Origin of the sequence: Limosilactobacillus panis DSM 6035, assembly GCF_001435935.1 — a bacterium.
Lineage (GTDB): Bacteria > Bacillota > Bacilli > Lactobacillales > Lactobacillaceae > Limosilactobacillus > Limosilactobacillus panis.
The window spans coordinates 40,039-64,361 of the sequence record NZ_AZGM01000016.1; the positions used below are offsets into that span (position 1 = coordinate 40,039).

Below are 24,323 nucleotides of genomic sequence, written 5' to 3' on the forward strand. Positions count from 1 at the left end.
AAGATAAAAAATAAGCCGCCCTACTGGACGGCATCATTTTTAATTAAACCCGAGTCACTTTACCGGACTTCAAAGTACGTGCTGAAACGTAAACCTTCTTTGGCTTACCGTTAACCAAGATGGTTGCCTTTTGCAAGTTAGGCTTCCAGCTACGACGACTTGAGTTAAGGGCGTGAGAACGCTTGTTACCAAAGCGTGTCCGTTTACCGTTGATAAAATCTTTAGCCATTGGTGATACCCTCCTCTTTATTACAAGTATTGATATTACGCATAACTGCGATGTAACTCACCTAATTAATTTACCATAGCGATTCCGACAATGCAATAGTTTTCTTTCAAGTATTTTTCCTTGACAGTCCTACTGGGCCGGAATATCCCGGCAGCGAATGACCGCTACGACCCCTTCTTCAAAGGAAAAGTGGTTAATTGGGGCCGTGAAGCGGTTACTCGACCAGGAGAAGGGGATAGAACTCGACCAGTTCTTCAACGGGTACTTCTCGTCCAGAAGGGTTAAACCCTTAACGGGGGTTAGGGTGACAAAGGCTAGATAATCCATCCCCGGCGCCTGGTGGACAGCGTGCTGGCCGGGCAGGTAGTAGTCGACCAAATTGCCCCGATCAATAAAGTGAATCTTCTCCACATAGTCGTGGTAGGCTGCCTGCAAAGGCAGAAAAAGGTTAGCTAACAGGTGGTCAAGCCGGCCACCCGTGCCTCCAAAAATATCAATGCAATCTGGCTGATAATTATCAATCGCTAGCTTGACGCCCAACTGGGTATCAGTGAAGTTCTTAGCTGGTGGAAAGGTCTCGATGTCGGTTAGGTGGTCCTTGAGGCGGGCAAATTCAGCCTGGTTAGTTGAGTCAAAATCACCAATTGCCACCGCGGGAGTAATCCCCCATTTTAAGAGAACGGTCGCCCCGTGGTCGACGGCAATCCAGGCCTCTGCTTGTCGTTCCAAGATAGTTTCTTTAGGAACCAGGGTTAACGGGCCCCCAACAAGTAAGTTTACGCGCATAAATATCCCCCAAAATAAATAATGAGTGAGGCTGGTGAGAAAACAAAGTTTTCTCACCAGCCTCTTTTAGTACTCCGAATATTACACAATAATCGCGGAAAACTATAGGCGAACTTCACATCGAAGCGTGCTCCTTGTGTCTAGTGAAGCAAAGCAATCAATTGATTACGAACAATCATTGGACCGTTTCGTGCCAACGACTGTTCTATACTAGCCAAAGGCGCACTCTGATGCTTTTTTCCCAGCTTCCATTAATTACTTAGTAGCGTTCCGCAGTGCTTCAACCTGCTTTGCTGGGTCATCAGCATTGAAGACAAAGGAACCAGCAACCGCAACGGTGGCACCAGCCTTGTAGCAGTCGGTAACGGTCTTATCGTTAACCCCACCATCAACTTCGATGTCAAAGTCGTAGCCCTTTTGCTTCTTAATTTCGTTCAATTGGGCAATCTTTTCCACCGTTTCTGGCAGGAACTTTTGACCACCGAAGCCAGGGTTAACAGTCATGACCAGGACTTGGTCAACCATGTGCAGGACGGGTTCAATCATGGCTACTGGCGTACCAGGGTTGATAACAACTTCAGCCTTAACGCCGCCTTTCTTGATAATTTGCAGGGCCCGGTGAATATGCTGGGTGGCTTCTACTTGCACACCAATGATGTCGGCGCCGGCGTCAATAAACATTGGCAGGATATGTTCTGGATGTTCGACCATTAAGTGAACATCCAGGGTCATCTTGGTAATTGGACGAATAGCCTTAACAAAGCCAGGACCGTAAGAGATGCTTGGCACAAAAGTCCCATCCATCACGTCGATGTGGAGGTATTCAGCGCCCGCCTTGTCGACCTTTTCAATATCCTTTTGTAAATTTACGTAATCAGCACTCAAAATTGATGGTGCAACTTTAATCATTCTAATTCCCTCATTTCTTATAATTTGGCTTCTGGTTGACGATGATGTCGTGGAACTGGACATAGTCGTCATACCGACTCTTCATGATTATACCATGGTCTAGAGCATTCTTCACAGCGCAACGGGGTTCTTTCAAGTGTAGGCAGCCACGGAATTTACATTCCGGCGCCAGCCGCCGCATCTCTGGAAAGAGGTTCGGCAGCTCTTCAGCAGTCATATCAAAGGCTTCATAAGAAGAAAAGCCTGGCGTATCGGCAATCAGGGCCCCATTGACATTCAGGAGGCTAACCTTCCGGGTCGTGTGCCGGCCCCGCTTTAAGGCCTGGGAAATCTCCCCAGTTGCCAGGTCAAGCTCCGGGGCCAGGTGGTTGAGGAGGGTTGACTTCCCCGCCCCCGTCTGGCCCATCATCGTCACAACCTGACCAACCAAGGGTTTTTGCAGGCGGCTTAACTGGTCATTAGCAAATGGTTGGCGGTCAGCAAAGACCTGGTAGCCAATCTGGGAATAACCCGCCGCCACTTTTTGGATGTGGTCGTACTGGTCATCATTTAAGAGGTCGGTCTTTGAGAAGAAGATCAGTGGCGTGATCCCCTGCTCCTCCAAGCCAACCAACTGGCGGTCCAATAGGTTGGGCGAGAAGGTCGGTTGAATGGCGGCCGTTACCACCACTGCCATTGTGATGTTGGCGACTGGTGGCCGGACCATCTGATTTTTTCGGGGAAGGACCTTCAGGAGGTAACCATCACTGAATTCAACCTGGTCACCAACGACCGGCTTGATCTTCTTCTTGCGGAAATTACCCCGGCCCCTTGTCCGGTAAATTTTTCCGTCGGCAATGACGTCGTAAAAGCCACTTAAAGACTGTTGAATAATTCCTTTCACTTTACACCTCTACTTTATCCTGTGATATTCGTTGCGCTCATAATTGTCCGGCCGTTTCTGACAACCCGGTAGGCCCCCATCTGACCGTGCTTAAGGGTAAACGGCACGTTGATGGTGGTCTCCTGGTTGATCGTAATATCCTGGTACTCCATCGTCAGGTTATGGTTGGCATCACGGATGTAAATCTGGACCCGGTTCTCCCGCTGGCCACCATTCCCGTCAAACGGGATATTGATCTGGATATTAGTGGTCTTCGTCTGGTTGCCGGAGTTGGCCAAAGTCACCGTCAGGGTATCACCGTGGTTGAGGGTGCCCCCCGTTTTCGGCGTCTGACTGATGACGTGGTTAGTAGCGACCGTCTTGGACTTCTTCTCCTGGGTGGTCAACTGCAGCTTGTGCTCGTTGGCAAACTTCTGGACGACACTGACGTCCTGGTTACGGAAGTCCGGAATCTTGATATTCTGCTTGCCGGCACTAACCCGGAAGGTAATCGTGTCACCATTCGTGTTGACCGTCTTCCCCTTGGAGAAGTTCTGCTTCATGATGGTCCCCGGGTCAGCGGTGTCTGAATAGACCTTCTGCTGGCGAACCAAAAAGCCCTTGTTGCGCAAGGAGTTGGCAACGGACGAGTAGTCGTCACCCACGTAGTCCGCCATCTTCATGTTCTTTACCCCGGTGCTGACTTCGAGGTCAACACTGCCGTTGACCCGCTTCTTCGCGCTGACGCCGGGAGTGCTATCGATGACATGGTTCTTGGCTACCTGTTCACTGTTAACCCGGGTAATATTACCGACCCGCAGTCCCTGGGCATTCAAAAGACGCTCGGCCTGAATCGGAGTCTTCCCTTCAACGTCAGGCACAATGACCTGGCGGAACATAAACCACCAGGTGCAAATACCGGCGCCAATTGCCAGGATTGCGGCAAGGCCGCTAAGCCAGTACCAGAGGTGACGGTGCCCCTTCTTGGGTTGCTGATCAGTTTCCTGGTCGTCTTTTTCGTCCTGCTTGGCCGCGTGTTCCGCGTCGGCCTGCCTGATCTGCTTGGAGATCTCGGCGGCAGAAAGAACCTTGGTCTTTCCATCGTCGCACTTGACCTCCCAACGGGCTTCGTTGGCCCGCTTGGGATCAAGGCTGGTGGCAAGATCTTTTTCCATCTCCTTGACATTTGCGTAACGCTCATGGGGATCCTTGGCCGTGGCCTTTAAGACGACGTTTTCCAACGGTTGCGGGATCTTAGGGTTAGTCGACCGTACGGACGGGATATCCTCCCGGAAGTGCTTTAAGGCAATTGATACGGCCGTCTCCCCTTCGAAGGGCACGGAACCCACCAGCATTTCATAAAGGATGATCCCTAAGGAATAGATATCTGATTGTTTGGTTGCAATGCTTCCCCGCGCTTGTTCGGGGGAAAGGTAGTGTACCGACCCCATTAAGGTGTTGGTTTGGGTCAGTGAATTTTGGGAGGTCGCAACCGCAATCCCAAAATCAGTAATTTTTATGTTCTTGTTAGCATCAATTAAAATATTCTGCGGTTTTAGGTCACGGTGAATAATACCGTGCGCGTGCGCGGTCTCCACAGCCAACAGGATCTGTTTCATAATGTCGACTACTTGGGGGAGCGGAATTGGGTAGTGTTCCTTGATAAAAGCTTTTAAATCCGTTCCCTGGACGTACTGCATCACCATGTACTGCAACCCGTTATCCTCACCGACGTCGTAAACACCGACAATGTGGGGGTCGTTTAGTTGGGTTGCCGCCAGGGCTTCTCGGTGGAAGCGACGCTTGGTCTTGGGGTCGTCCCGCAAGTCCAAACGGAGCAGTTTGATTGAAACGTCGCGATCTAAAACCATGTCATGAGCTAAGTAAACGGTTGCCATTCCGCCCTCACCTAAAGAGCGGATAATCCTGTATCGGTGACCGATCGTTTCTCCAGGATTCATACTCAACCCTCCTGGCTATAATCATTAATTCCAATTAAGACGGTGATATTATCGGGGCCCCCCGCTTCGTTGGCCTTCTTAACAAGGCGTGCACACTTCTGGTCAATTGGAACCTGGTCGTCACTTAAGATTGCCTTTAATTCATCCTTTTCGACAGTCTTAAAAAGCCCATCGGAGCACATCAGAAGTTTATCGCCGTGAGTAAATTTAAAACGGTTTACTTCAATTTGTGCATCAGGTGAAATTCCAATTGCCCGGGTAATAATGTTGCTTTGGGGAAGTTTTAAGGCCTCTTCTTCTGTGATATCGCCACTCTTGACGAGTTCGTTTACCAAGGAATGGTCAATTGTGACCTGGGTCATCATGTCATTATGCAAAAGGTAGCCACGACTATCCCCAATGTTGGCCACGACGAGGCTCTTTTTAAACGCCACGGCGGCGACCATGGTCGTGCCCATCCCTCGGTAGATTGTTTGTTGTTTTGATTTCTTTAATAATTCATCATTAATAAGCTGGACTTCCCGGGCAAACCACCGAATTGCTTCGATTGGTTTCTCCGGTCCGTTCTCAATGAAGCGGTGACCGAGACGTTTAACCGTCATTTCAGCGGCAATATCCCCACTGCGATTTCCACCTATACCATCGGCAATCACCACTAGTTGATTCCCGCGTTTATCGGTAAATTGGGCCACTCGGTCCTGGTTTTGTGACCGGCGGTGCCCCACATCGGTTTGATAAGCAACCTTCATCTTGGTGCTAATTCCCTTCTACAGATTTCGCTGGAGACTACTGATAAAAAAGCCGTCAGACCCGTAGTCGGATGGCAAAATTGTTAACGTTGCCGTGAAGCGATCATCCTTCAACTTCCGTGCAGTCTGTGTTTTAACCAGAGTAAAGTCTGGGTGGGCAGCTAAGAAGTCCTTAACTGTCTGATCATTTTCTTGTTTCATGATTGTGCACGTACTATATGTGATTATACCGCCTTTTTTCAGTTTTGGGGTAACCGCATTTAAAATACTCAACTGAATTTTGTGCAAATTCTGACTATCTGTCAATTTCTTAGTATAGCGGATCTCCGGTTTGCGGCGTAGTAAGCCCATCCCGCTGCAGGGTGCGTCCACCAGGATTTTATCAAAGGTCCCATCAGCAAACACATCGTCAACCTTCCGGGCGTCCAATGTATGGGTCCGGACCCGGTCAGCGACATGAAGGCGCCGGGCGTTTTTCTCAATCAGCCGGGTCTTATGCTGGTGGATATCCAGGGCATCGACTTGACCGCCCACCGTAGGATCCAGGTATTCGGCAATCTGGACCGTCTTACCACCGGGTGCGGCACAGGCATCCAGGACCCGGTCGCCGGGCTGAACATTCATACTATCGACCGGCAACATGGCACTTTCATCCTGGATGGTCACCGACCCGTCACTAAAGAGGGTGGAATTAAGGACATCCCCACCGCTAATTACCAGGGCATTGGGGGCAACTTGACTTCCCTGGTAGGTTACCCCTTCCTTGGTCAACTGCGCTTTTACCGTAGCCAGGTTAGTCTTTGCCGTGTTGACACGGATGACCAGGCGTGCCGGTTCATTAATGGCCGATAGGACCTTTGCTGCCGTTGCTTGGCCATATTGGTTAACCAGCTCCTTGACGATCCATTCGGGCACGCTGGCGGAGATGGCTAGGCGCTTGATGGGGTCCTTAATCTGGTTGAGGTCGGTAACTCCCTTTTTGAGGATGGCGTGCAAGACCCCGGTGGTGAAGCGACGGATGCCTGGGTTCCCCCGGTGCTTGGCAATTTCAATCGTCTCATCGGTCACCGCCCAGTTGGGGACCCGTTCCAGGTAATGGTACTGGTAGAGGGCCGTCAACAGGAGGCTTTCTACCCAGGAATCGACCTTCTTGTCCTTGATGAAGGGAGTTAACCAGTATTCCAGTGTTAATTGGTGCTGCAAGACCCCGTAGACGATGTTGGTAGCCAGCCGCCGGTCCTGGTCATTCAGCTGGGCCCGATTAAGGAGCTGGTTCAGCTGAAGATTTGAGTAGGCGCCGTTTTGCCGGACCCGGTCAATAGCGGTTAGGGCAACCGTCCGGGCCGTTGCTTTTTCCTTAGTCATCGGTGACTGCTTGCCCTCCTTCGTGCAGGTCCTGGTGGCCGTTCAGGTAGGCGGTGATGTCCATCGCCTGCTTACCAGCCGGCTTCAGGCGGTTAATTTGGTAAGTTGTCCCCTGACCGGCTGCCAAAACTAGCTGGTGCTTGGTCAGGTGAACGACCTTACCGGGAGCCAGCGTCGTCTTTTTATCCAGGGGGGTCACGTCATAGATCTTGGTCCGCAGGCCGTCAATGATCATGTTCCCCAGGGGGGCCGGCCGCAGTCCGCGGACCTTATCGTCAATCTGCTGGGCAGTCATCCGGTAGTCAATCCGTTCCTGGGCCGTCGTGATGTTTGGCGAAAAGACAACTTTGGATTCGTCCTGCGGGGTCGCTTCTACGTCGCCCTGGACCAACTTAGGCAGGGTTTCTAGTAGGAGGTCCCGACCGAGGAGACTGAGTTTTTTAAACATCGTCCCGTTATCGTCGTCCTTTTCAATCGGGATGGCACGTTGGGCAATGACGTCCCCCGCATCCATCTTCTTGACCATGTACATGATTGATATTCCGGTCTCGGCATCCCCGTTAATGATTGAGTACTGAACGGGGGCCCCACCACGGTACTTCGGCAGGAGAGAACCGTGGACGTTGATAGCCGCAATCTTGGCCGCGTCCAGCATCTTGGTCGGTAGGAACTGACCATAGGCAGCCGTGATCATGAGGTCAGGTTGCATGGCGATGATCTCGTCCATCTCAGGACTCTTGTTAAGCTTGGCGGGTTGGAGAACTTTGATATTATTTTCTTGAGCCAGCTTCTTGACGGGAGATGGGGTCAGAACGTGTTTACGTCCCACCCGGTGGTCCGGCTGCGTTAGAACAGCCTGAACGTCGTATTCCGGCGCGTCAATTAAGCTTTGAAGAATTGGGACTGCAAATTCGGGTGTCCCCATAAACACGATTGAAGTTGCCATTATTTATCTTCCTTTCATCACATAAAGTACTGTGGGTCCGGGTCAATGCTGACCTGAACATCCTTAAAGCTCTTACTCTGAGTGTTTTGCAGAATTTCAAATAGTACCCGGTGTAAAGCCGGGTCTCTCTTATATTTAATTACAATCTGGTAGTAGTAACGCCGCTTCATCCGGGCAATTGCTCGTGGGGTTGGCCCCAGGATAATCGTCGATGGGGCCAGCGCTTTTTGTAGTTGATCATGGATTTTAGCCATCGCTTGGGCCGCGGTCCGTTCCTCGGGATGGCTGGCCATCAGCCGCACCGTGTAGTAGTAAGGCGGGTAACTGGCCTGGTGACGCAGGCTCATCTCCTGGTAGAAGAAGCGTTCGTAGTCGTGAGCCTGGGCGTCTTTAATTGCGTAGTGACCAGGGTTAAAAGTCTGAATGATTACTTGCCCCTGCTTGTTGGCCCGGCCAGCACGACCACTCACCTGGCTGAGGAGGTCAAAGGTCCGTTCACTGGCCCGAAAATCAGGAAGGCCAAGACCGGTATCGGCATTTAAGACCCCCACCAGGGTAACGTTAGGAAAGTCGAGTCCCTTGGCAATCATCTGGGTCCCTAAAAGGATATCCGCTTCGTGGTTACCAAATTTGCGGAGGAGCTTCTCGTGCATCCCCTTCCGCCGGGTTGTATCGACATCCATCCGGATGATCCGGGCAGTCGGAATCAGCTGGCGTAGCTCGGTCTCGACCTTCTCCGTCCCGGTGCCGTAGTAACGAATATGGCGACTATGACAGTGGGGACAGATCTGGGGAATCGGCTCCTCATGGCCGCAATAATGGCATTTCATCGTCCGGGTATCCATGTGGAGGGTCAACGAGATATCACAGTTTGGGCACTTCAGAACCTCCCCACAGTCCCGGCACATCATAAACGAGGAAAAGCCCCGCCGGTTGAGCATCAAGATACTCTGCTCCCCCCGGGCCAAGCGTTGGTTCAATTCGTACAGGAGGGGGGCCGAAAAGTTGCTCTCCCCGCGCTTCTTGATCTCGGGCCGCATGTCAACGATCTGGATCGGTGGGAGGGGCTGCTTGTTGACCCGGTGCGGTAACCTGAGGAAGCGGTAGACCCCCTTCAGTGCCCGCGCCCGGCTCTCTAGGCTAGGGGTTGCCGAACCAAGGACTACCGGCGCGTTATTATACTTACCACGCCACTTGGCCACTTCCCGGGCATGGTAACGCGGGGACTCATCCTGCTTGTAGCTGGATTCGTGCTCCTCATCCAGGATGATCAAGCCGAGGTTAGTCAGGGGGGCAAAGATGGCGGAACGGGCACCCACGACCACCTTGGCTTCCCCCCGTTCGATCCGCCGCCACTCATCATAGCGTTCACCACTGGAGAGACTACTATGAAGAACCGCCACCTGGCTACCAAACCGCCGGCGAACCCGGTTGACAATCTGGGGAGTCAAAGAAATCTCGGGCACGAGCATTAGGGCTGTCCGTCCCCGGGCCAGGGCCTGAGAAATGCTCTGTAAATAGACCTCAGTCTTGCCGCTTCCGGTTACCCCCTGTAAAAGAAAGGTGGTGGCCGTTTGGTCCTTAACGGCGGCGCCGATCTGGTCAACGGCTTCCTGCTGGTCAGGATTTAGTTTTAACGGTTTTTCAAGTTGGTGGTCATCAGGAAGGGCCACCTGGGATTCTGGGCGCCGGTACACTTCAACTGGAACCTTTTTGAGCCAGCCCTTCTTTGCCCCCTGGTTGAAGGTCGAAGAAGACAGCTGGGCCCGCCGTTCGGCCTCCTTTTGAACAACTGTCTTGCCAATGATGCTCTGTAGGTAGGACAGGAGGCGGTTTTGGGCATGGGCGTTGGCATGAAGAGATGTCCGCGCATCCTCTAATTCCTCAAAACTGAGTAAAGGGGTCAGACCCATCACTGTCTTTGCCCGGGCCCGGTCAGTAACTTCGTAGTCAATCCGGACCTTGCCTGCCCGCTTTAGCTTGAGGAGCTGGTTGATGGCGTCCGGATTATTGGCGAAATCAGTGTAGTCGCGCTCATCCTTGCCATTAAAGAGATCAAAGTAAGTCTGCTCATCGAGGTCGTCAATGACACGAACAATCCGCTTACTCTTCCCCTTCAAGAGGTTGGGAAGCATCGTGTACAGGCAGGCAATCCAAAAGGAATAGGTTGTATCTGCCAGCCACTTGCTAAGGGCTAATAGTTCCTGATTGACAACCGGCTGGAGGTCCATCACGGCCTGGATGGGCTTGAGCTTGCCCGCATAATCGGTCGAGTCTGTGAAGCCGACCACGAAGCCCTGGACCTGGCGGTGACCATTGCCAAAGGGAACAACGACCCGCATGCCAACCTGAAGTTTTTTCTCTAAAATAACCGGCACTTGATATGTATATGGCTGGTTGGTCTGCATTGTTGGAACATCAACCACAACCTGTGCCAATTCAACCATCTAATCACCTAATTTCAACTTTTGTCCTAAAAGTTTCATTATTCTTTGGGCAACCGCATTCTTGCTCATCTTAGGCCACCTATCCGGGGTCGCATCCGGGGTCAGAATCGTCACCTGGTCGTCCTCACTGGCAAAGGCACTGCTGGGTCCCCCCACCTGGTTAGCCACGATGATATCCGCCCCCTTGCTGGCTAACTTCCGTTGAGCATTGGCTAAGAGGTGCTGGGTCTCGGCCGCAAAGCCGACCACGACCTGGTCCGGCCGCTTGGTCTTGGCAACGGTTTGCAAGATATCGGGGGTCTCAACCAGTTTGATGGCCCATTCGTCGTGCTCCGATGTCTTCTTAACCTTTTCTGCGGCAGCCTTGACCGGCCGGTAGTCCGCCACGGCCGCTGCCATAACCAGGGCATCCGTTTTAGTGAAGTGGTCTTGAACAGCAGCCAGAAGTTCCTCAGTGCTTTCCACGTGGACAACTTCAACCTGTGGCGAATCAGGTAGGCCAACGCTGACCTGGCCGACAATCAGAGTCACCTGGGCACCCATGGCAGCAGCTGCCGTAGCCAAGGACACCCCCATCTTACCGGATGACCGGTTACCGATGAAGCGGACCGGGTCAATATTTTCCCGGGTCCCCCCCGCGGTAATTAGGACTCGCTTACCAGCAAGTTCTTGCGGGGCCGGCGCCAAGAGTGATTGAACCTGTTTCACAATTGCGGCTGGTTCTGGCAGGCGACCCTTACCAGAGTAGCCCTCCGCCAAAAGCCCATCCACCGGACTGATGATGTGAACCCCGTCACGGCGCAATTGTTTCAGGTTCCGCTGGGTTGCTGGGGCGGTAAGCATATGGGAATTCATGGCCGGAACCACCACCTTGGGCGCCGCGGTGGCCAGTAGGGTCGTCGAGGCAGCATCGTCAGCAATTCCCATCGCCATTTTGGCAATGATGTCCGCAGATGCCGGCACAACCACCGCCATTTGTGTCCAGTCCGCCATCTCAATGTGGGGAATTGGTGTATTGTCGTTATCCCACAGGGAGGTGAGCACCGGCTGTTTGGTTAGTGCCGCCAAGGTCGTGGGGTTAACCAGCCGGCAGGCAGCCGGGGTCATCACCGTTTTGATTTCGTGCCCGGCTTTTTGCAAGCCCCGGACAACTTCAATTCCTTTATAGGCGGCCACGCTTCCCGTCAAATACACTGTTATCCTTGCCATTTCTTCACCTCATTAAAAGTCATAATCCGTTATGATTATAGCATTTCCCTAATAAAAAAGGGGCTGAAGAACAGGTCTTCCAGCTCCTTTTACTGCTTCGGCCATCCCTGGTCGTTGCTTATCCTAGTCTTGTAAGTCTTCGGTATGGTTAGGGTCAATCGTTACCTTATCAGCTAAGATCTCCTCTAGGGCCTTACCAACTGACTTGCTAGATTCGTAGTGTTCCAGCAGCGGTGCGGCCCCATTATCTAATTCGTGGGCCCGCTTGCTAGCCAGCATCACGAGGGAATAACGGGAATCAATCCGCTTCAACAGTTCGTCAACAGATGGGTAAAGAATCATTTTTCTGAATCTCCTAACATTTCAAGATAACGCGGCATTACCCGGGGAACCCGCAGACGTTCCGTCCGGATGATATCCTTAATTTTTTCAACGGCACGCGGTACTTCATCGTTAACCACGGCGTAATCGTAGTTTTGCATCATTTGGATTTCACCAAAGGCCTTATGAATCCGCTTATTAATAACATCCATACTGTCGGTTCCCCGGTGAATCAACCGGTGCTTTAGTTCGTCCAGGTCAGGGGGAGTTAAGAAAATGAAAACACCGTCAGGAACCTTTGAACGAACTTGCATCGCACCGTTAACTTCGATTTCTAGGAAGACATCCTTCCCTGAATCCAAAGTCTCATTAACATATTTTAATGGGGTACCATAATAGTTGTCAACATACTTCGCGTATTCAAGCATTCCACCAGTTTGAATGTGGTGTTCAAACTCCTCTTTGGAGACAAAGTAGTAGTCGACCCCGTTGACTTCACCGGGCCGTGGTTTCCGGGTTGTCATCGAGACCGAGTATTGAAAATCATTATCATTTGAATCAAAAATTGCTTTCCGCACCGTTCCCTTACCAACACCGGAAGGACCAGAAAGGACAATCAACATTCCTCGATTTGCCATTTTGTTACTCCTATCAGAAATTTAACGTATTAATACTATAATGCAATAAATTACTGCCAAAATCAACCACTGACCAGGAGAAGGAAAATCACTTAAATTTAGGCTTGCATTTTTGAACAAACGTTCGTATACTTATTATTGCAAACAAATGTTCGGAGGGGATATCATGCAGCAAGTAAAATCATACTCATTTTTTAAACGCACACCACAGCTAGTAAACAAGGTGGTTGCCCAGCTCTTTGATGACGAGCCACTCATTAGCCACCACCATGATGTTACCCTCTTGAACCGCCAGCCGGCCTTTCAGCGGCGGTTGTTCCTAAAGCGGGTAATCAACCAAAAACTGACTACTTTCTTCCAGTTGACACCAATCAACGCGGCTGGTCACGTCGTCAACGTCACCGGGACAATTCGCCATTTGGACAGGGAAAAGTACCTCATCTCTGCCAGCCGGGTAAACTACATCGTTGACTTCAACCACATCAATTACATTGCTCGGCCAGAATAAGGTTAAAGCCGAATAAAAAGGACTTCAGGTATTCATTTGAACGCCTGAAGTCCTTTTTTGCAATATTATCGTGCTAAGTTAAACCGACATGTACCTATTTCTCGTCCTCGTGGGCCATGCGGAGGAGCTCAGATGCGTGCTCCTTCGTCAACTTGGTGACCTTTTCACCAGACAGCATCCGAGCCAGTTCGTTGACCCGCTGGTCAGCATTTAGCGCCGTCACCTTCGTAGTTGTCCGTTCGTTATGGACAGACTTTTTAATCAGAAAGTGGTGCTGGGCCACGGCGGCCACCTGCGGGAGGTGGGTAATGCAGAGAACCTGGGATTTAGCCGCGATCAAGCGGATCTTATCGGCAATTGCTTGGGCAACCCGACCGCTGACCCCGGTGTCGACTTCGTCAAAGATGATGCTGGTCACGCCCTCGTTCTGAGCAAAGATAGTCTTGAGGGCCAGCATGACCCGGGACAGTTCCCCACCAGAAGCAATCTTGGCCAATGGTCCCATTGACTCGCCAGGATTGGTCCGGATGTAAAATTCGACATCATCAATCCCCGTCGGCGTAAAGGTGGCTCCCGCCTGATTAGTAAAGTGGACCATAAACTCCGCCTTGGCCATGTATAGCTCCTTCAGCTGCTGGTGCACCCGTTTGGAGAGCGCATGAGCCGCCTGCTGACGCACCTGACTGAGCCGGCTACCAATTTCTTGAAGGCCCACCGCCGCTTTCTTTAAACGTTCCTCAAGGTCGCTATTAGAATCGGCCGCTTCCTCCATCGTGTCAAGTTCCTTCTTGATTTTCTGGTAGTAGGCCAATACCTTAGCAACCGAGTCACCATACTTGTGTTCCAGGTCACCGATAACCGTGAGCCGCTGGTCAATCTGGGCCAGGCGGCCATCGTCAAATTCGAGCATGTCCAACTGTTGGCCAGCCGAATTGGCAACATCTTGAAGGGCGTAGTAGGCATCATTCAGCGCTTTACTTAGCGAATCGTAGTCGTCATCAAACTCTGCAATTCCGTTAACGGCCTCCATCACGGTCGCTACTTGGTCAAGGACGGGTGCTTCCCCCTCATTGAAGGTGGTTACCACCTGCTGGAGGGCATTATTAATCTGTTGAAAGTGTTCCAGACGGTCCCGCTCACTGGTGAGTTCTTCCTCCTCGTTTTCCTTGAGCTGGGCCTCCTCAATCTCGTTCACCTGGTAACGAAGCATGTCCAAGCGCTGCGCCCACTGCTGCTCGTTGGCCTGTTTCTTGTCCACGGCCGCCTTGAGCTTAGTGTAACGGTGGTAGAGTTCCTGGTACTTTTGAAGGAGGGGGTGGACCTTTTTATAGGCGAACTGGTCCAACATCCCCAGGTGCTTTTCCGGTTGCAAGAGGAGCTGGTGTTCGTTTTGCCCCTGGATATCGACTAGGTAGGCCCCAATCTGCCGGAGCATCGTCGTGTTGATCAGCTGACCATTGACCCGGATGGTGTTCCGCCCGTTGCGGTGGATTTCCCGCATGATGATCAGGCTACCATCCTGGTGGTCAATTCCCATGGAGTCAAGCAAGACCGTTAATTCAGGGTCCTTAGTCAGGGCAAACTGCCCCTGGAGACGGAGCTTTTCCTCACCCCGACGGATAAATTCCTGAGAACCACGGCCGCCCGCTAGCAGGCCAACGGCGTCGATGATGATTGACTTTCCGGCACCTGTTTCCCCGGTCAGGACTGTCATCTGGTCAGCAAATTCAAGACTCAGGTGCTTAATAATTGCTAAATTATCAATCGTTAATTCCTGCAGCATACGCTACTCCCTCTGTGCCAACTCATTAAAGCGGTCCGCCAGGTGCTTTGCGGCACCCGCCGACATACAAACAACCAAAACGTTACTGTCGTCTCCAATGGTGGTGAAGACGGCTTCGTCCTTCAGACGCCGGATGAGGGTGGCAACCACCGGCCCATTTCCCGGCCGCACAGCCAGGGCAAGGAAGCGGTCGTCCTGCTTTAATTCCAAAAGACTGTCATGCAGGGTTGCCCCCAACTGGCCAGCATCATCATTATGCTGACGGGCGGGCAGGCCATAACGGTACCCGCCCCCCTCAGCGGGAATCTTCACCAGCTGCATCTCCTTGATGTCCCGGGAGATGGTTGCCTGGGTCACCTGGAGGCCGAGGTCGTTGAGTTTCTCAACGAGGTCTTCCTGGCGTTCAATGCTGTTGTCCGTGATGATCTCACGAATTTTCTTCTGCCGATCTGCTTTCTTCATTGAAATCCCCCCTACTTTTCCTTCTGGTTCAACTCCTGGTCAGCTTTGGCAATTACTTGATCAATGTCAACCTGGGATGCAATTTTACCTTCCTGGTCACTCAGCCGCAGGTGGGCCAAGAACTCCATGTTTCCCTGGCCACCCTTGATTGGTGAGAAATCCAGGCCCAGGACATCAAAGTGGTCGGCACAGGCAAAGTTCAACACCTTTTCCAGAACTGCCTTATGGACCTTGTGGTCGCGAATGATTCCGTGCTTGCCCACGTGTTCTTTGCCCGCTTCAAACTGGGGCTTGATCAAGGCAACGACTTCCCCACCGGACTGGAGGATTCCAGCTAATGGTGGAAGGATCAAGTGGAGGGAAATGAAGGAGACGTCAATGGAAGCAAAGGCCGGCTGCCCGTGGGTAAAGTCAGCTAGCTTACTGTAGCGGAAGTTGGTCTGTTCCATCACCACCACCCGTGGGTCCTCCCGCAGCTGCCAAACCAGCTGGTTCGTGCCCACGTCTAGGGCGTAGCTCAGCTTAGCCCCGTTCTGGAGCATCACGTCGGTAAAGCCCCCGGTCGAGGAACCGATATCTAAGACCACCTTATCCTGGACACTGATGTCAAAAGCCTTGAGGGCCTTGGCCAACTTTAATCCACCCCGGCTGACGTACGGCATTTTGTGCCCCTTCATGTGGAAGGTCGTCGTCACGGGAATCTTCTGGCCGGGTTTGTCCAGGCGTTCGTTGTTCTTTCCTAAGATCTCACCAGCCATCACTGACCGCTTGGCCTGTTCACGCGAATCGAACAGGCCCTGTTTAACTAGTAAAACATCAACACGTTCTTTTTCCATAGTCATAGTCCTTATAATTTAAAATACGCAAGAAATTGGTCATACCCCGCAAACGATTTTCTCGTTAGCTGGGCTAAGTTCTTCTGGGCCTGACGGGCGTGGGCCAACGCCAGGTGGAGTTGATCCTTGGCCCCATCAATGCCGAGTAATCCCGGATAGGTATTCTTATGCTCGCCAGCATCCTTGCCAACCGCTTTCCCCATCTGGGCAACGGTCCCAAGAACGTCCATCAAATCATCATAAATTTGGAAGGCCAAGCCGTAATGGTTTCCGAAGTCGGCTAGTGCCCGAAGAATCTCCTCATCCTGGTCGGTAATGATTCCTCCGGCCACTACCGCGTAATGGAGGAGGGCCCCCGTCTTTTCCCGGTGAAGATAACGCAACTGGTCAAGGTTAAGGTGCTCATGTTCGCCCTCAATATCCCGGGCCTGGCCAGCAACCATTCCAGCTGGACCCGCGGCTTTGGCCAAGGTCAGGGCCAAGTGAGCGCGCGTTTTTGCTGGCAGGTCGTTTTCAGTAATCCACTGGAAGGCCAGGGTTAAAAGGCCATCACCTGCCAAGGTAGCTATCCCGGCACCAAACTTGCAGTGGTTCGTTGGCTTGCCCCGGCGGAGGTTGTCGTTATCCATCGCCGGTAAGTCATCATGAATCAGTGAGTAGGTGTGCAGAAGTTCAAGAGCAGTGGCGGCCCGCATTACTGCGGGGGTAACCTGGCCACCAAGCATCTCAACGGTTGCCAAAGTCAGAGTCGGCCGCAGACGCTTACCGCCGGCCATGACGGAATAGTTCATCGACTGACTCAGCGTTTTTTGGTCAATATTCTTGGGAAGGTTAGCAGCTAAATAGTCGTTAACTTGTTTTTTTAAACTCGTTAATGAATCTACCATTTAAATGGTCCCCCTAACTATTCTTCACTGCCGAAGCCCCGGTTGCCCCCGCCATTATTGCTAGGGTCATCCGTGACCTTTTCATATTCCTTTTCTTCCCCGTTGTCGTCAATCAGGTGTCCCAGGGTCTTCTCAGCACTGGTCAGCTTCTTTTGGAGTTCCTTGGAGAGCTGAATACCGTCTTTAAACTGCTGGATGGCTTTCTCAAGAGGGACGTTGCCCTGCTCTAACTGGTTAACAATTCCTTGCAGCTTAGTAAGTTGTTCTTCAAAAGTTGGTTCTTTACTTGTTGCCATTATTTTTCTCCTTAATATTTGTGACTGTTACGGTGACGTTGCCATCTGCAAAGTGCAGCAACATTGTATCGCCTGCTGCCAATTGTCGGGCCTGGTTAATGACCCGCCCTTCCTTGGTTACGTAAGTGTAGCCACGTTCCATAATCTTCAATGGGTCAAGGGAATGCAACTGCTTCGTCAAGGCCGTCACCTGCTGATTAACCCGTTGGTCATAGCTCTGGGCGGCGGTTTGCAGGCGGGCTTGGAGTTGTTTCACTACTTCCTGGCCCTGCTTAACCTGGCGGGTTGGCGCATAGGCCAGGAGCTTGTTGCTCAGCTGGTCAACCGCGTTGTGAGCCGTTTGCAGGCGGCTCTCCTCCTGGTGCTGGAGTTCCTGGGTCAGTTGATCAACCTTCTGAGCGTAGTTTTCGTACAGACGGGTTGGCTGCTGGAAGATGTAACTCTGATTAACCTTGGCCAGCTGCTTCTTGTCAAAGTCAATCTGGGCCCGCATGGTGTTAAAGAGGCGGCGTTGGAAGTCCTTTAAGAGGAGCAACGTATCGTCTAACCGTTGGGGAGTGGCCAATTCGGCCGCTGCCGTTGGCGTTGCCGCCCGCCGGTCAGCGACCAGGTCGGCAATTGTAGTGTCTGTTTCGTGCCCCACTGATGAAATTACCGGAATCTTACTGGCGGCAATTGCCCGGGCCACACTCTCCTCATTGAAAGGCCAGAGGTCTTCGATTGACCCCCCACCCCGGCCGATAATCAGAGTGTCAAAATTGCCCATTTGGTTGGCACGGTTAATCTGGCGGGTAATATCGGCCGCCGCTTTTTCCCCCTGAACAACCGTCGGAAAGAGGACCACCTGGGCAATCGGGTAGCGGCGGCGAACCGTCGTGTTAATGTCCCGGATAACCGCTCCGTTAAGGCTGGTAACCACCGCAATCCGTTTAGGGAACAAGGGAAGTGGCTTCTTCGGCAAAGAAAAGAGGCCCTCCGCATTCAGCTTCTTCTTTAATTGTTCAAAGGCTAGGTAAAGGGAACCGACCCCGTCCGGCTCCATCGTATCGATGTAAATTTGGTAGCGGCCGCTGCGTTCGTAGAGGCTAACGTGGCCGGTCACACAGAGCTTCATCCCCTCTTCCGGGGTAAACTTCACCTTAGCAAACTGGGAACGAAACATTACCGCGTCAATCACGGCATTGTCGTCCTTCAGACTAAAGTACTGGTGACCACTGCGCAAGCGAAAGTTAGATAGTTCACCGGTCAGGTAAACCTTTTGCAGGTACGGGTCACGGTCAAACTTAAGTTTTAGGTATTTGGTTAACTGGCTAACCGTGAGGTATTTACTTCTATCCATTTCTTCGCCACTCCGCAAGATCAACTGTTTGGGCCATTAAGCTAGCAATCGTCATCGGACCGACGCCGCCGGGAACCGGGGTAATCTTACTAGCAACCGGTTCGACCGCATCAAAATCAACGTCCCCGGTGAGTTTACCGGAAGGAAGGCGGTCCATCCCGACATCAATGACCACGGCCCCATCCTTGACGGCGTCCTGGCCAATAAAGTGAGCAATCCCAGTGGCGACAATCAAGACGTCAGCCTGGCGTGTTAGCCGGTGGAGGTCCTTAGTATGGCGCCCCGCCATCGTGACCGTGGCGTTGGCATTATTCAACAGGGCCAGCAGCGGTTTCCCCACCAGGATGCTGCGCCCGACAATCACAACATTGGCTCCCGTTAGGTCAACATTGTAGTGACGTAGGGCGGTCATGATCCCCCGGGGTGTGCAGGCTACTGGGTAGTTACCCGGCTGGTCAGCGAAGAGCTTCCCCAGGTTTTGAGGATGGAGGCCATCAACGTCCTTATCGGGCCGGATAGTATTAGTGATGGCAACTGCGTCAAGATGATTCGGTAGGGGCTCCTGGACGATGATGGCGTCGATATCGTCGTCGTTATTGAGTTTCTTAATTGCCGCTAGGACCGTTGCCTGCTTGACGTCGGTTGGAAAACGATAGAGGTCCGACTTCAGGCCCATCCTTTCGGCCAGGCGGTGCTTGTTCCGGGTGTAAATTTGACTGGCTGGATCATCGCCAACTAGGACCACCGCAATCCCCGGTTTAACCCCCTTTGCAATGAGCTCTTGGGCCCGCTTTTGGGTCTGCTTGTTAAGCTCTTTGGCCAACTGCTTTCCATCAATAATCGTTGCCATCAGCTAGTTCCTCCTGTTACTCTTTATTAACCACTCTCAAAAAGAGGGCTGTGGCAAAGCATCCTCTGTCACAACCCCGCACTCACACTAGTTTCGGTGTTCTTGTTCAAATTTACCTAAGGCCCCGTTAATAAACTTGCGTGACTTATCATTACTGAATGCCTTAGCAAGTTCCAGCGCTTCGTTAATAGCAACCGCTGTTGGTACCCCATCGACGTACTGAATCTCGTACAGAGCGATGCGCAGAATAATCAGGTCCGGTTTGACCAGCCGGTCGATGGTCCAGTCACGCGCCAATAAGGAGCTAATCTGCTGGTCTAATTCATCCTGATGATCACTAACACCCTTTACCAACGCTGTTAGGTAGGCCGGAATCTCCTGCTTGTCGTGGTGGGGAATCTACTGGTAAACAGTTGCCAATTCCGCGTCTGGATTAGTCTGTAAGGCAAACAAAACTTGAAAGGCTTCCTCACGAACTGCGTGCCGCGTTAAACTCATTCTTCTTCACTACCCCCATCATCTTTATCTTCACCAAACAGGTTATCTGGGTCAACCTGCTGGTCTTCTTGTGGGGCAATGATCCCCTTTACGTGAACGTTTACTTCTGTGACGACCAGGTTAGTCATCAGGGTAATCTGTTGCTTAATCCGTTCCTGAATCTGACCGGCAACCTTGGGAACAGACATACCGTACTCAACGTAAACATCAACATCGATGATCAAGTCGTCTGCATCATTGACCAGCTTAACACCGCGCCGGTGGTCGGAGCGTCCAAGCAGTTCACCAACGCTGTTAGCAAATGAACCGTACATCTTAGAGACACCCTTAACTTCACTTGCTGCGTAGCCGGCGATGATTTCCAAAACCCGAGGAGCGATTTGGATTGTTCCCAACTTTTGGTCATCCTTATTTAGAATAATTTTTGAATCTTCTGGCATTGTTAACCCTCCATTAAGGCTGGGAAAAGCTTCCCGCTTTCATCTATATGAATGTCAAGGTTGTGAATCAACATCTAATAACTCGACATTGCTGGTAGTTTGCCACAATAATATACTCTATCTATTTTGCACTAAATAGTGGTAAAAATCAACGGTCCATCACCCCATCAGCGAAATCTGCTGCGACATTTTTATCCGGCAATTATACCAGTCGTGAACGACAAGGTCCATGGCGGACATGGCGAAGCTGCCAAAAGCAAGTGTCTGGTTCTCCTGGATCAACCGCAAAAACGCGTGGGGATGACTGAGCCGGTGGGTAAAACGAGCAATCGTCACGTGACCGGAAATAGTCGGATACCGCTCTGCTAGGGGGAAGTTTGCTGCTGGAATTGCTTGGCGTAATTTAAGACGTAACTGGGTAAGCGCAGGCGAATAATCCCCCTTTACCATTAAGGCTCCGGGACTTACCATCAGACCACTAAAGTGCCAGTGAACCGGGGCACAATCCACGAGTATCGACTGCAAAAGATGTTCGTAGTCACTAAATTGACTGCGGGTAAAAACCTGTCCTGCCTGTGCACCCACGATATCCATAATTGTCACGTGACGGTCAACCGCCGGGTTGTAGTACTGGTCCGGTTCAAGGGTCTTGGCCTGCTGGAGGACAAATGAAATGTTGCGGTTGATATGGGCCGGAAGGTGTCCTAAGAGGGTCAGTCCCCACCGGTCGTCAGCACGGTTTGTCCCCAGGTACTGGTCAAATTCTAAGGCATTGTTTTCAATTGCCGCTTGGCCACGGGCACTGATTTGTTGATACAGGTCCGCAAGTTTAGAATCCATCATTAGTCCCCCACAATGATTAGTTCTGTCGGTGCCGTGGTTAGGACGACCGGCCCACCATGGGTAACAATAACATCGTCTTCAATTCGAACCCCACCGATTTCCGGAACATAGATTCCTGGTTCGACCGTAATTACCTCATTGTTAGCAAATTTTACGTGGGGAGTTCCCGGGCCGTAACTAACCGGTAACTCGTGGACATTCAGGCCAATCCCGTGTCCCATTCCATGATTAAATTCATCATCGTAGCCCGCTTCGGCAATCAGCTGACGCCCAAAATGGTCGAGTTTGTCCCCCCGCATGCCAACTTTGACGTGGTCAATGACGTTTCGGCGGGCCGTATTAACGATCTGGTAGATGTCTTTAAGTTCCGGATCAATCGAACCCACCGCAAAGGTTCGTGTCATGTCAGCGGTGTAGCCCCCGACAAAGTAGCCGAAGTCGAGGGTTACCGCATCGCCGTCCTCAATCAATTTATCACTTGCAGTCGCATGCGGTTGGGCAGCGTTGGCACCACTGGCCACAATGGTGGAAAAAGACGGACCACTAGCCCCGTGTTCCTTCATCCAGAAGTCCAACAAGTTAGCAAGGTTCCGTTCGCTGACGCCCGGATGAACTTGGGACAGGAGGTAGCGGTAACCGGCAGCGTGCAAGTCCGCCGCCTTCTTCAACAGGGCGAGCTCTTGACTGTCCTTTATCTGCCGCATCTTTTCGACTAGGTTAGAGAACGGCACCAGGTCAGCAATCATCGTATCGTCCAGCAGGTCATAAAGCTGGTAGGAGACCGTGTCTTCATAGCCCAGAACTTCGACCTGGAGGGCCTGACAGATGCGGTTAAGATCAGCATAGTAGTCCTGACTAATGGTCGCTACAACCTCTTCACTGGCAAATTCCTCTAAGGCCAGGTGGTAACGCTCATCCGACACAATGATTGCCCGGTCGGGAGTGATTAGCAAAAAGCCGTCGTCCTGAAGGAGGTTGAAGCCGGTTAAGTAGTAAATGTTTTGTTGGTTAGTTACCAGGAAGGCATCGATATACAGCTTCGCCAGGCGTTGCTGAATACGGTTGATTCGACTGCCCATTATGTATTCCCCCTATAAAATAGATAGAAAAAAGGACCATCCACATCACTGTGGTAGTCCTTTTCGTAATATATTTATTCAGCAACCGGGTAAACAGATACCTTTCGCTTGCTGCGGCCCATGCGTTCAAACTTAACAACACCGGCTACCTTTGCGTATAGGGTATCGTCACCACCACGGCATACGTTTTCACCTGGGTTGATGTGGGTACCACGTTGACGGTAGATGATTGCACCAGCAGTTACCATGGAACCATCAGCAGCCTTGGTACCAAGACGACGACCAGCTGAGTTCCGACCGTTGGCAGTGGAACCGCCCCCTTTGTGGTGGGAGAAGAATTGCAAATTCATAATCATAGTTGTTCACCTCCAGCAATGAACTTTAATTTAACATTTTAACTTTAATGTTATCTGGGTAACTCTCTTGGATGTCTAACAAGCCATTCAAAAGGGTATTCAGGAGAAGCTGACTATCGTGGTCAGCCCCCAATTGTGAGACTCTTAAGAGGCCCCCGTTTTGATTATCACTTTCAACCTGTGGTGCAACCTTCACGAGTTTTTCAAGGCCGTTCACAGTTGAAATTGCCAGTGCCGAAACCGCCGCACAGACAATGTCTTGTCCGTACGGTCCCGCATCAGCGTGGCCGGTAATCAGAAATGTGGTGATCCGCCGATTCGAATCTAACGTAAAGTGCGCCCGAATCATTGCTTCACCCCCGCATTAAGCGTTGATCTTATCGATCGTAACCTTAGTGTATGGTTGACGGTGACCTTGCTTAGTGTGGGTGTGCTTCTTAGGCTTGTACTTGAAGGCAACAACCCTCTTCTCCTTGCCTTGCTTTTCAACAGTACCTTTAACAGCGGCACCATCAACAAATGGTGTCCCAATCTTGGTATCTTCGCCGCCGACTAAGACTACCTTATCAAAGGTAACCTTGTCACCTTGCTTTGCGTCAAGCTTTTCAACGAAGATGGTCTTACCTTCTTCAACCTTGTATTGCTTGCCGCCAGTAACGATAATTGCGTACATTTTGTGCACCTCCTTAATATCTAAGACTCGCCGAATCAAGCAGCAGTGCTTTGAACTTGATAGCGTGCGGTTGTAGTTGTTGGTTCACAAATACAACGTAAGTATCATAGCAAATTTAACCTTGTTCGTCAATATAAAAGGCCAAAAATCACCCCCGGCATTCACTCAAATCGAACACCGGGGTTGATCTGTTGACGAACGGTAATTCGTCTATATAGTGGTTAAATATTTTCCAAAGCAGAAGTCTTTTCGCCGATAAAGAAGTCCGCAATGGTCATATGTTGCCCACTAAATTGATTGAGCATCTTCTCCACACTGCTCGTCATGTAACGAGCGGTATAAATCATCCCGTCTTTTAACCAGTGACGGATTAGTCCAAGAAGGGCTGAATTAATGAAGGAAATTTGCAATTCAAGAGGAACCGTCAGCTGTTTTTGATCATCATTAACACTATTGTAGTAATTCTTCATACAGTTCGCCAAGCGATCATACATTTGCTCGTAAAAGAAATCTGTCTTTTCATTATTTAAAAGAACATCAAAAACATCGGCGTTGCTTTCGATGTAGTGAAAAGCCTTGCTTACGGAAAATACCTGCACCGTTCGCTTCGTTGACAAACTAAATTCATCACTATCTACCATTACCTCATCAAAGAAATCATCAAGAATTTTCCGGATTGCTGACCGAATAAAGTCATGCTTATCCTTGTAGTGGAGATAGAAAGTTCCGCGGGTGATGCTGGCAGTTTCGGTAATCTTTTGGACGCTAATGTCTTCAATCTTTTCACGTCGCATCAGATAGACGAGAGCCTTGCGCAGACTGTTGCGAGTCTTAATAACGCGCGGATCCGTCTTATTAACGGCCATAAATCATCATCCTTTCAACATCAGCTTAAGTTCTTCTCCCTTATATACTTCTACTTATTTAAAGTATAGTTTGTATGAAAGCGATTTGTCAAACATTTAACAGGTTTTATTATAATAAAAAAATTATCCCGAATTGTCAACTCAAGTGCAACATGGCTATGAAGCTAAATATTGATGAAAACATT

27 protein-coding genes, 1 pseudogene and 1 other annotated feature are annotated in these 24,323 nt (G+C 51.0%); of the genes and pseudogenes, 1 reads left to right on the plus strand and 27 read right to left on the minus strand.

Going from position 1 to position 24,323, the window contains the following annotated elements; genetic code table 11:
• Positions 1-43: 43 nt before the first annotated feature.
• The 12 genes from rpmB to gmk form a co-directional block, all read right to left on the minus strand.
• Positions 44-229: a 50S ribosomal protein L28 gene (gene rpmB / locus FD32_RS00950; RefSeq protein WP_047768929.1), complete on the minus strand. Its 186-nt coding sequence runs from the start codon at positions 227-229 to the stop codon at positions 44-46.
• Between the two features lie 129 nt (positions 230-358).
• Positions 359-1,015: a thiamine diphosphokinase gene (locus tag FD32_RS00955; RefSeq protein ID WP_047768928.1), complete on the minus strand. Its 657-nt coding sequence runs from the start codon at positions 1,013-1,015 to the stop codon at positions 359-361.
• Between the two features lie 255 nt (positions 1,016-1,270).
• A complete protein-coding gene (gene rpe, locus FD32_RS00960; RefSeq protein ID WP_047768927.1) occupies positions 1,271-1,924 on the minus strand; it encodes a ribulose-phosphate 3-epimerase in 654 nt (217 codons plus the stop codon).
• A gap of 10 nt (positions 1,925-1,934) precedes the next feature.
• Entirely contained in the window at positions 1,935-2,807 is an 873-nt protein-coding gene (gene rsgA, locus FD32_RS00965) for a ribosome small subunit-dependent GTPase A (protein ID WP_047768926.1), read from the minus strand.
• Between the two features lie 14 nt (positions 2,808-2,821).
• Complete coding sequence (gene pknB / locus FD32_RS00970) at positions 2,822-4,747, minus strand: Stk1 family PASTA domain-containing Ser/Thr kinase (RefSeq protein ID WP_047768925.1); 1,926 nt, start codon at positions 4,745-4,747, stop codon at positions 2,822-2,824.
• Positions 4,748-4,749: 2 nt separating this feature from the next.
• Positions 4,750-5,496: a Stp1/IreP family PP2C-type Ser/Thr phosphatase gene (locus tag FD32_RS00975; RefSeq protein WP_047768924.1), complete on the minus strand. Its 747-nt coding sequence runs from the start codon at positions 5,494-5,496 to the stop codon at positions 4,750-4,752.
• 18 nt (positions 5,497-5,514) lie between these two features.
• On the minus strand, positions 5,515-6,861 hold the full coding sequence (gene rsmB / locus FD32_RS00980; RefSeq protein ID WP_047768922.1) for a 16S rRNA (cytosine(967)-C(5))-methyltransferase RsmB: 1,347 nt from the start codon (positions 6,859-6,861) through the stop codon (positions 5,515-5,517).
• Positions 6,854-7,807 (minus strand): methionyl-tRNA formyltransferase, encoded by a 954-nt coding sequence (gene fmt / locus FD32_RS00985; RefSeq protein ID WP_056962086.1) that lies wholly within the window; start codon positions 7,805-7,807, stop codon positions 6,854-6,856. The genes rsmB and fmt overlap by 8 nt, the downstream gene beginning before the upstream one ends.
• Before the next feature lie 17 nt (positions 7,808-7,824).
• A complete protein-coding gene (gene priA / locus FD32_RS00990) occupies positions 7,825-10,254 on the minus strand; it encodes a primosomal protein N' (RefSeq protein WP_047768911.1) in 2,430 nt (809 codons plus the stop codon).
• Positions 10,255-11,463 (minus strand): bifunctional phosphopantothenoylcysteine decarboxylase/phosphopantothenate--cysteine ligase CoaBC, encoded by a 1,209-nt coding sequence (gene coaBC / locus FD32_RS00995; protein WP_047768909.1) that lies wholly within the window; start codon positions 11,461-11,463, stop codon positions 10,255-10,257. It lies immediately after the preceding gene.
• Between the two features lie 123 nt (positions 11,464-11,586).
• Positions 11,587-11,805, minus strand: coding sequence for a DNA-directed RNA polymerase subunit omega (gene rpoZ, locus FD32_RS01000; protein ID WP_047768907.1), 219 nt, complete (start codon positions 11,803-11,805; stop codon positions 11,587-11,589).
• The gene (gene gmk, locus FD32_RS01005; protein WP_047768905.1) at positions 11,802-12,422 is read right to left on the minus strand and encodes a guanylate kinase; all 621 of its coding nucleotides are present in this window, start codon (positions 12,420-12,422) and stop codon (positions 11,802-11,804) included. Before gmk ends, rpoZ begins: the two co-directional genes overlap by 4 nt.
• Before the next feature lie 166 nt (positions 12,423-12,588).
• On the opposite strand from gmk, the gene FD32_RS01010 reads away from it, so the two are divergent.
• Positions 12,589-12,930, plus strand: a complete 342-nt coding sequence (locus FD32_RS01010) for a hypothetical protein (RefSeq protein ID WP_047768903.1) — start codon at positions 12,589-12,591, stop codon at positions 12,928-12,930.
• 94 nt (positions 12,931-13,024) lie between these two features.
• Here the strand turns inward: FD32_RS01010 and recN are convergent, their stop codons facing one another.
• The 15 genes and pseudogenes from recN to FD32_RS01085 form a co-directional block, all read right to left on the minus strand.
• Positions 13,025-14,713 carry a DNA repair protein RecN gene (gene recN, locus FD32_RS01015; RefSeq protein WP_047768901.1) on the minus strand — a complete coding sequence of 563 codons (1,689 nt, stop codon included), beginning with the start codon at positions 14,711-14,713 and terminating at the stop codon, positions 13,025-13,027.
• 3 nt (positions 14,714-14,716) lie between these two features.
• On the minus strand, positions 14,717-15,175 hold the full coding sequence (locus tag FD32_RS01020; RefSeq protein ID WP_047768899.1) for an arginine repressor: 459 nt from the start codon (positions 15,173-15,175) through the stop codon (positions 14,717-14,719).
• 11 nt (positions 15,176-15,186) lie between these two features.
• Positions 15,187-16,011, minus strand: coding sequence for a TlyA family RNA methyltransferase (locus tag FD32_RS01025; RefSeq protein ID WP_047768897.1), 825 nt, complete (start codon positions 16,009-16,011; stop codon positions 15,187-15,189).
• Positions 16,012-16,022: 11 nt separating this feature from the next.
• Complete coding sequence (locus FD32_RS01030) at positions 16,023-16,898, minus strand: polyprenyl synthetase family protein (protein WP_047768895.1); 876 nt, start codon at positions 16,896-16,898, stop codon at positions 16,023-16,025.
• Between the two features lie 17 nt (positions 16,899-16,915).
• Positions 16,916-17,194 carry an exodeoxyribonuclease VII small subunit gene (locus tag FD32_RS01035; protein ID WP_047768893.1) on the minus strand — a complete coding sequence of 93 codons (279 nt, stop codon included), beginning with the start codon at positions 17,192-17,194 and terminating at the stop codon, positions 16,916-16,918.
• Entirely contained in the window at positions 17,181-18,533 is a 1,353-nt protein-coding gene (gene xseA, locus FD32_RS01040; RefSeq protein WP_056962087.1) for an exodeoxyribonuclease VII large subunit, read from the minus strand. Before xseA ends, FD32_RS01035 begins: the two co-directional genes overlap by 14 nt.
• Complete coding sequence (locus FD32_RS01045) at positions 18,526-19,383, minus strand: bifunctional 5,10-methylenetetrahydrofolate dehydrogenase/5,10-methenyltetrahydrofolate cyclohydrolase (protein ID WP_047768887.1); 858 nt, start codon at positions 19,381-19,383, stop codon at positions 18,526-18,528. Before FD32_RS01045 ends, xseA begins: the two co-directional genes overlap by 8 nt.
• Before the next feature lie 87 nt (positions 19,384-19,470).
• Positions 19,471-19,881, minus strand: a pseudogene (gene nusB, locus FD32_RS01050) (transcription antitermination factor NusB).
• The gene (locus FD32_RS01055; RefSeq protein ID WP_047768885.1) at positions 19,878-20,321 is read right to left on the minus strand and encodes an Asp23/Gls24 family envelope stress response protein; all 444 of its coding nucleotides are present in this window, start codon (positions 20,319-20,321) and stop codon (positions 19,878-19,880) included. Before FD32_RS01055 ends, nusB begins: the two are co-directional and overlap by 4 nt.
• Before the next feature lie 159 nt (positions 20,322-20,480).
• Complete coding sequence (locus tag FD32_RS01060) at positions 20,481-21,161, minus strand: 2'-5' RNA ligase family protein (protein ID WP_047768883.1); 681 nt, start codon at positions 21,159-21,161, stop codon at positions 20,481-20,483.
• Between the two features lie 2 nt (positions 21,162-21,163).
• Positions 21,164-22,243 carry a M24 family metallopeptidase gene (locus tag FD32_RS01065; protein ID WP_047768880.1) on the minus strand — a complete coding sequence of 360 codons (1,080 nt, stop codon included), beginning with the start codon at positions 22,241-22,243 and terminating at the stop codon, positions 21,164-21,166.
• A 74-nt stretch (positions 22,244-22,317) separates the two neighbouring features.
• Positions 22,318-22,599, minus strand: a complete 282-nt coding sequence (rpmA, locus tag FD32_RS01070) for a 50S ribosomal protein L27 (RefSeq protein ID WP_047768878.1) — start codon at positions 22,597-22,599, stop codon at positions 22,318-22,320.
• A gap of 25 nt (positions 22,600-22,624) precedes the next feature.
• The gene (locus FD32_RS01075; RefSeq protein WP_047768877.1) at positions 22,625-22,948 is read right to left on the minus strand and encodes a ribosomal-processing cysteine protease Prp; all 324 of its coding nucleotides are present in this window, start codon (positions 22,946-22,948) and stop codon (positions 22,625-22,627) included.
• Positions 22,949-22,963: 15 nt separating this feature from the next.
• Entirely contained in the window at positions 22,964-23,272 is a 309-nt protein-coding gene (gene rplU, locus FD32_RS01080) for a 50S ribosomal protein L21 (protein ID WP_047768875.1), read from the minus strand.
• 13 nt (positions 23,273-23,285) lie between these two features.
• Positions 23,286-23,354: a sequence feature (ribosomal protein L21 leader region), on the minus strand.
• Between the two features lie 139 nt (positions 23,355-23,493).
• Positions 23,494-24,138, minus strand: a complete 645-nt coding sequence (locus tag FD32_RS01085) for a TetR/AcrR family transcriptional regulator (RefSeq protein ID WP_047768874.1) — start codon at positions 24,136-24,138, stop codon at positions 23,494-23,496.
• Positions 24,139-24,323: the final 185 nt, after the last annotated feature.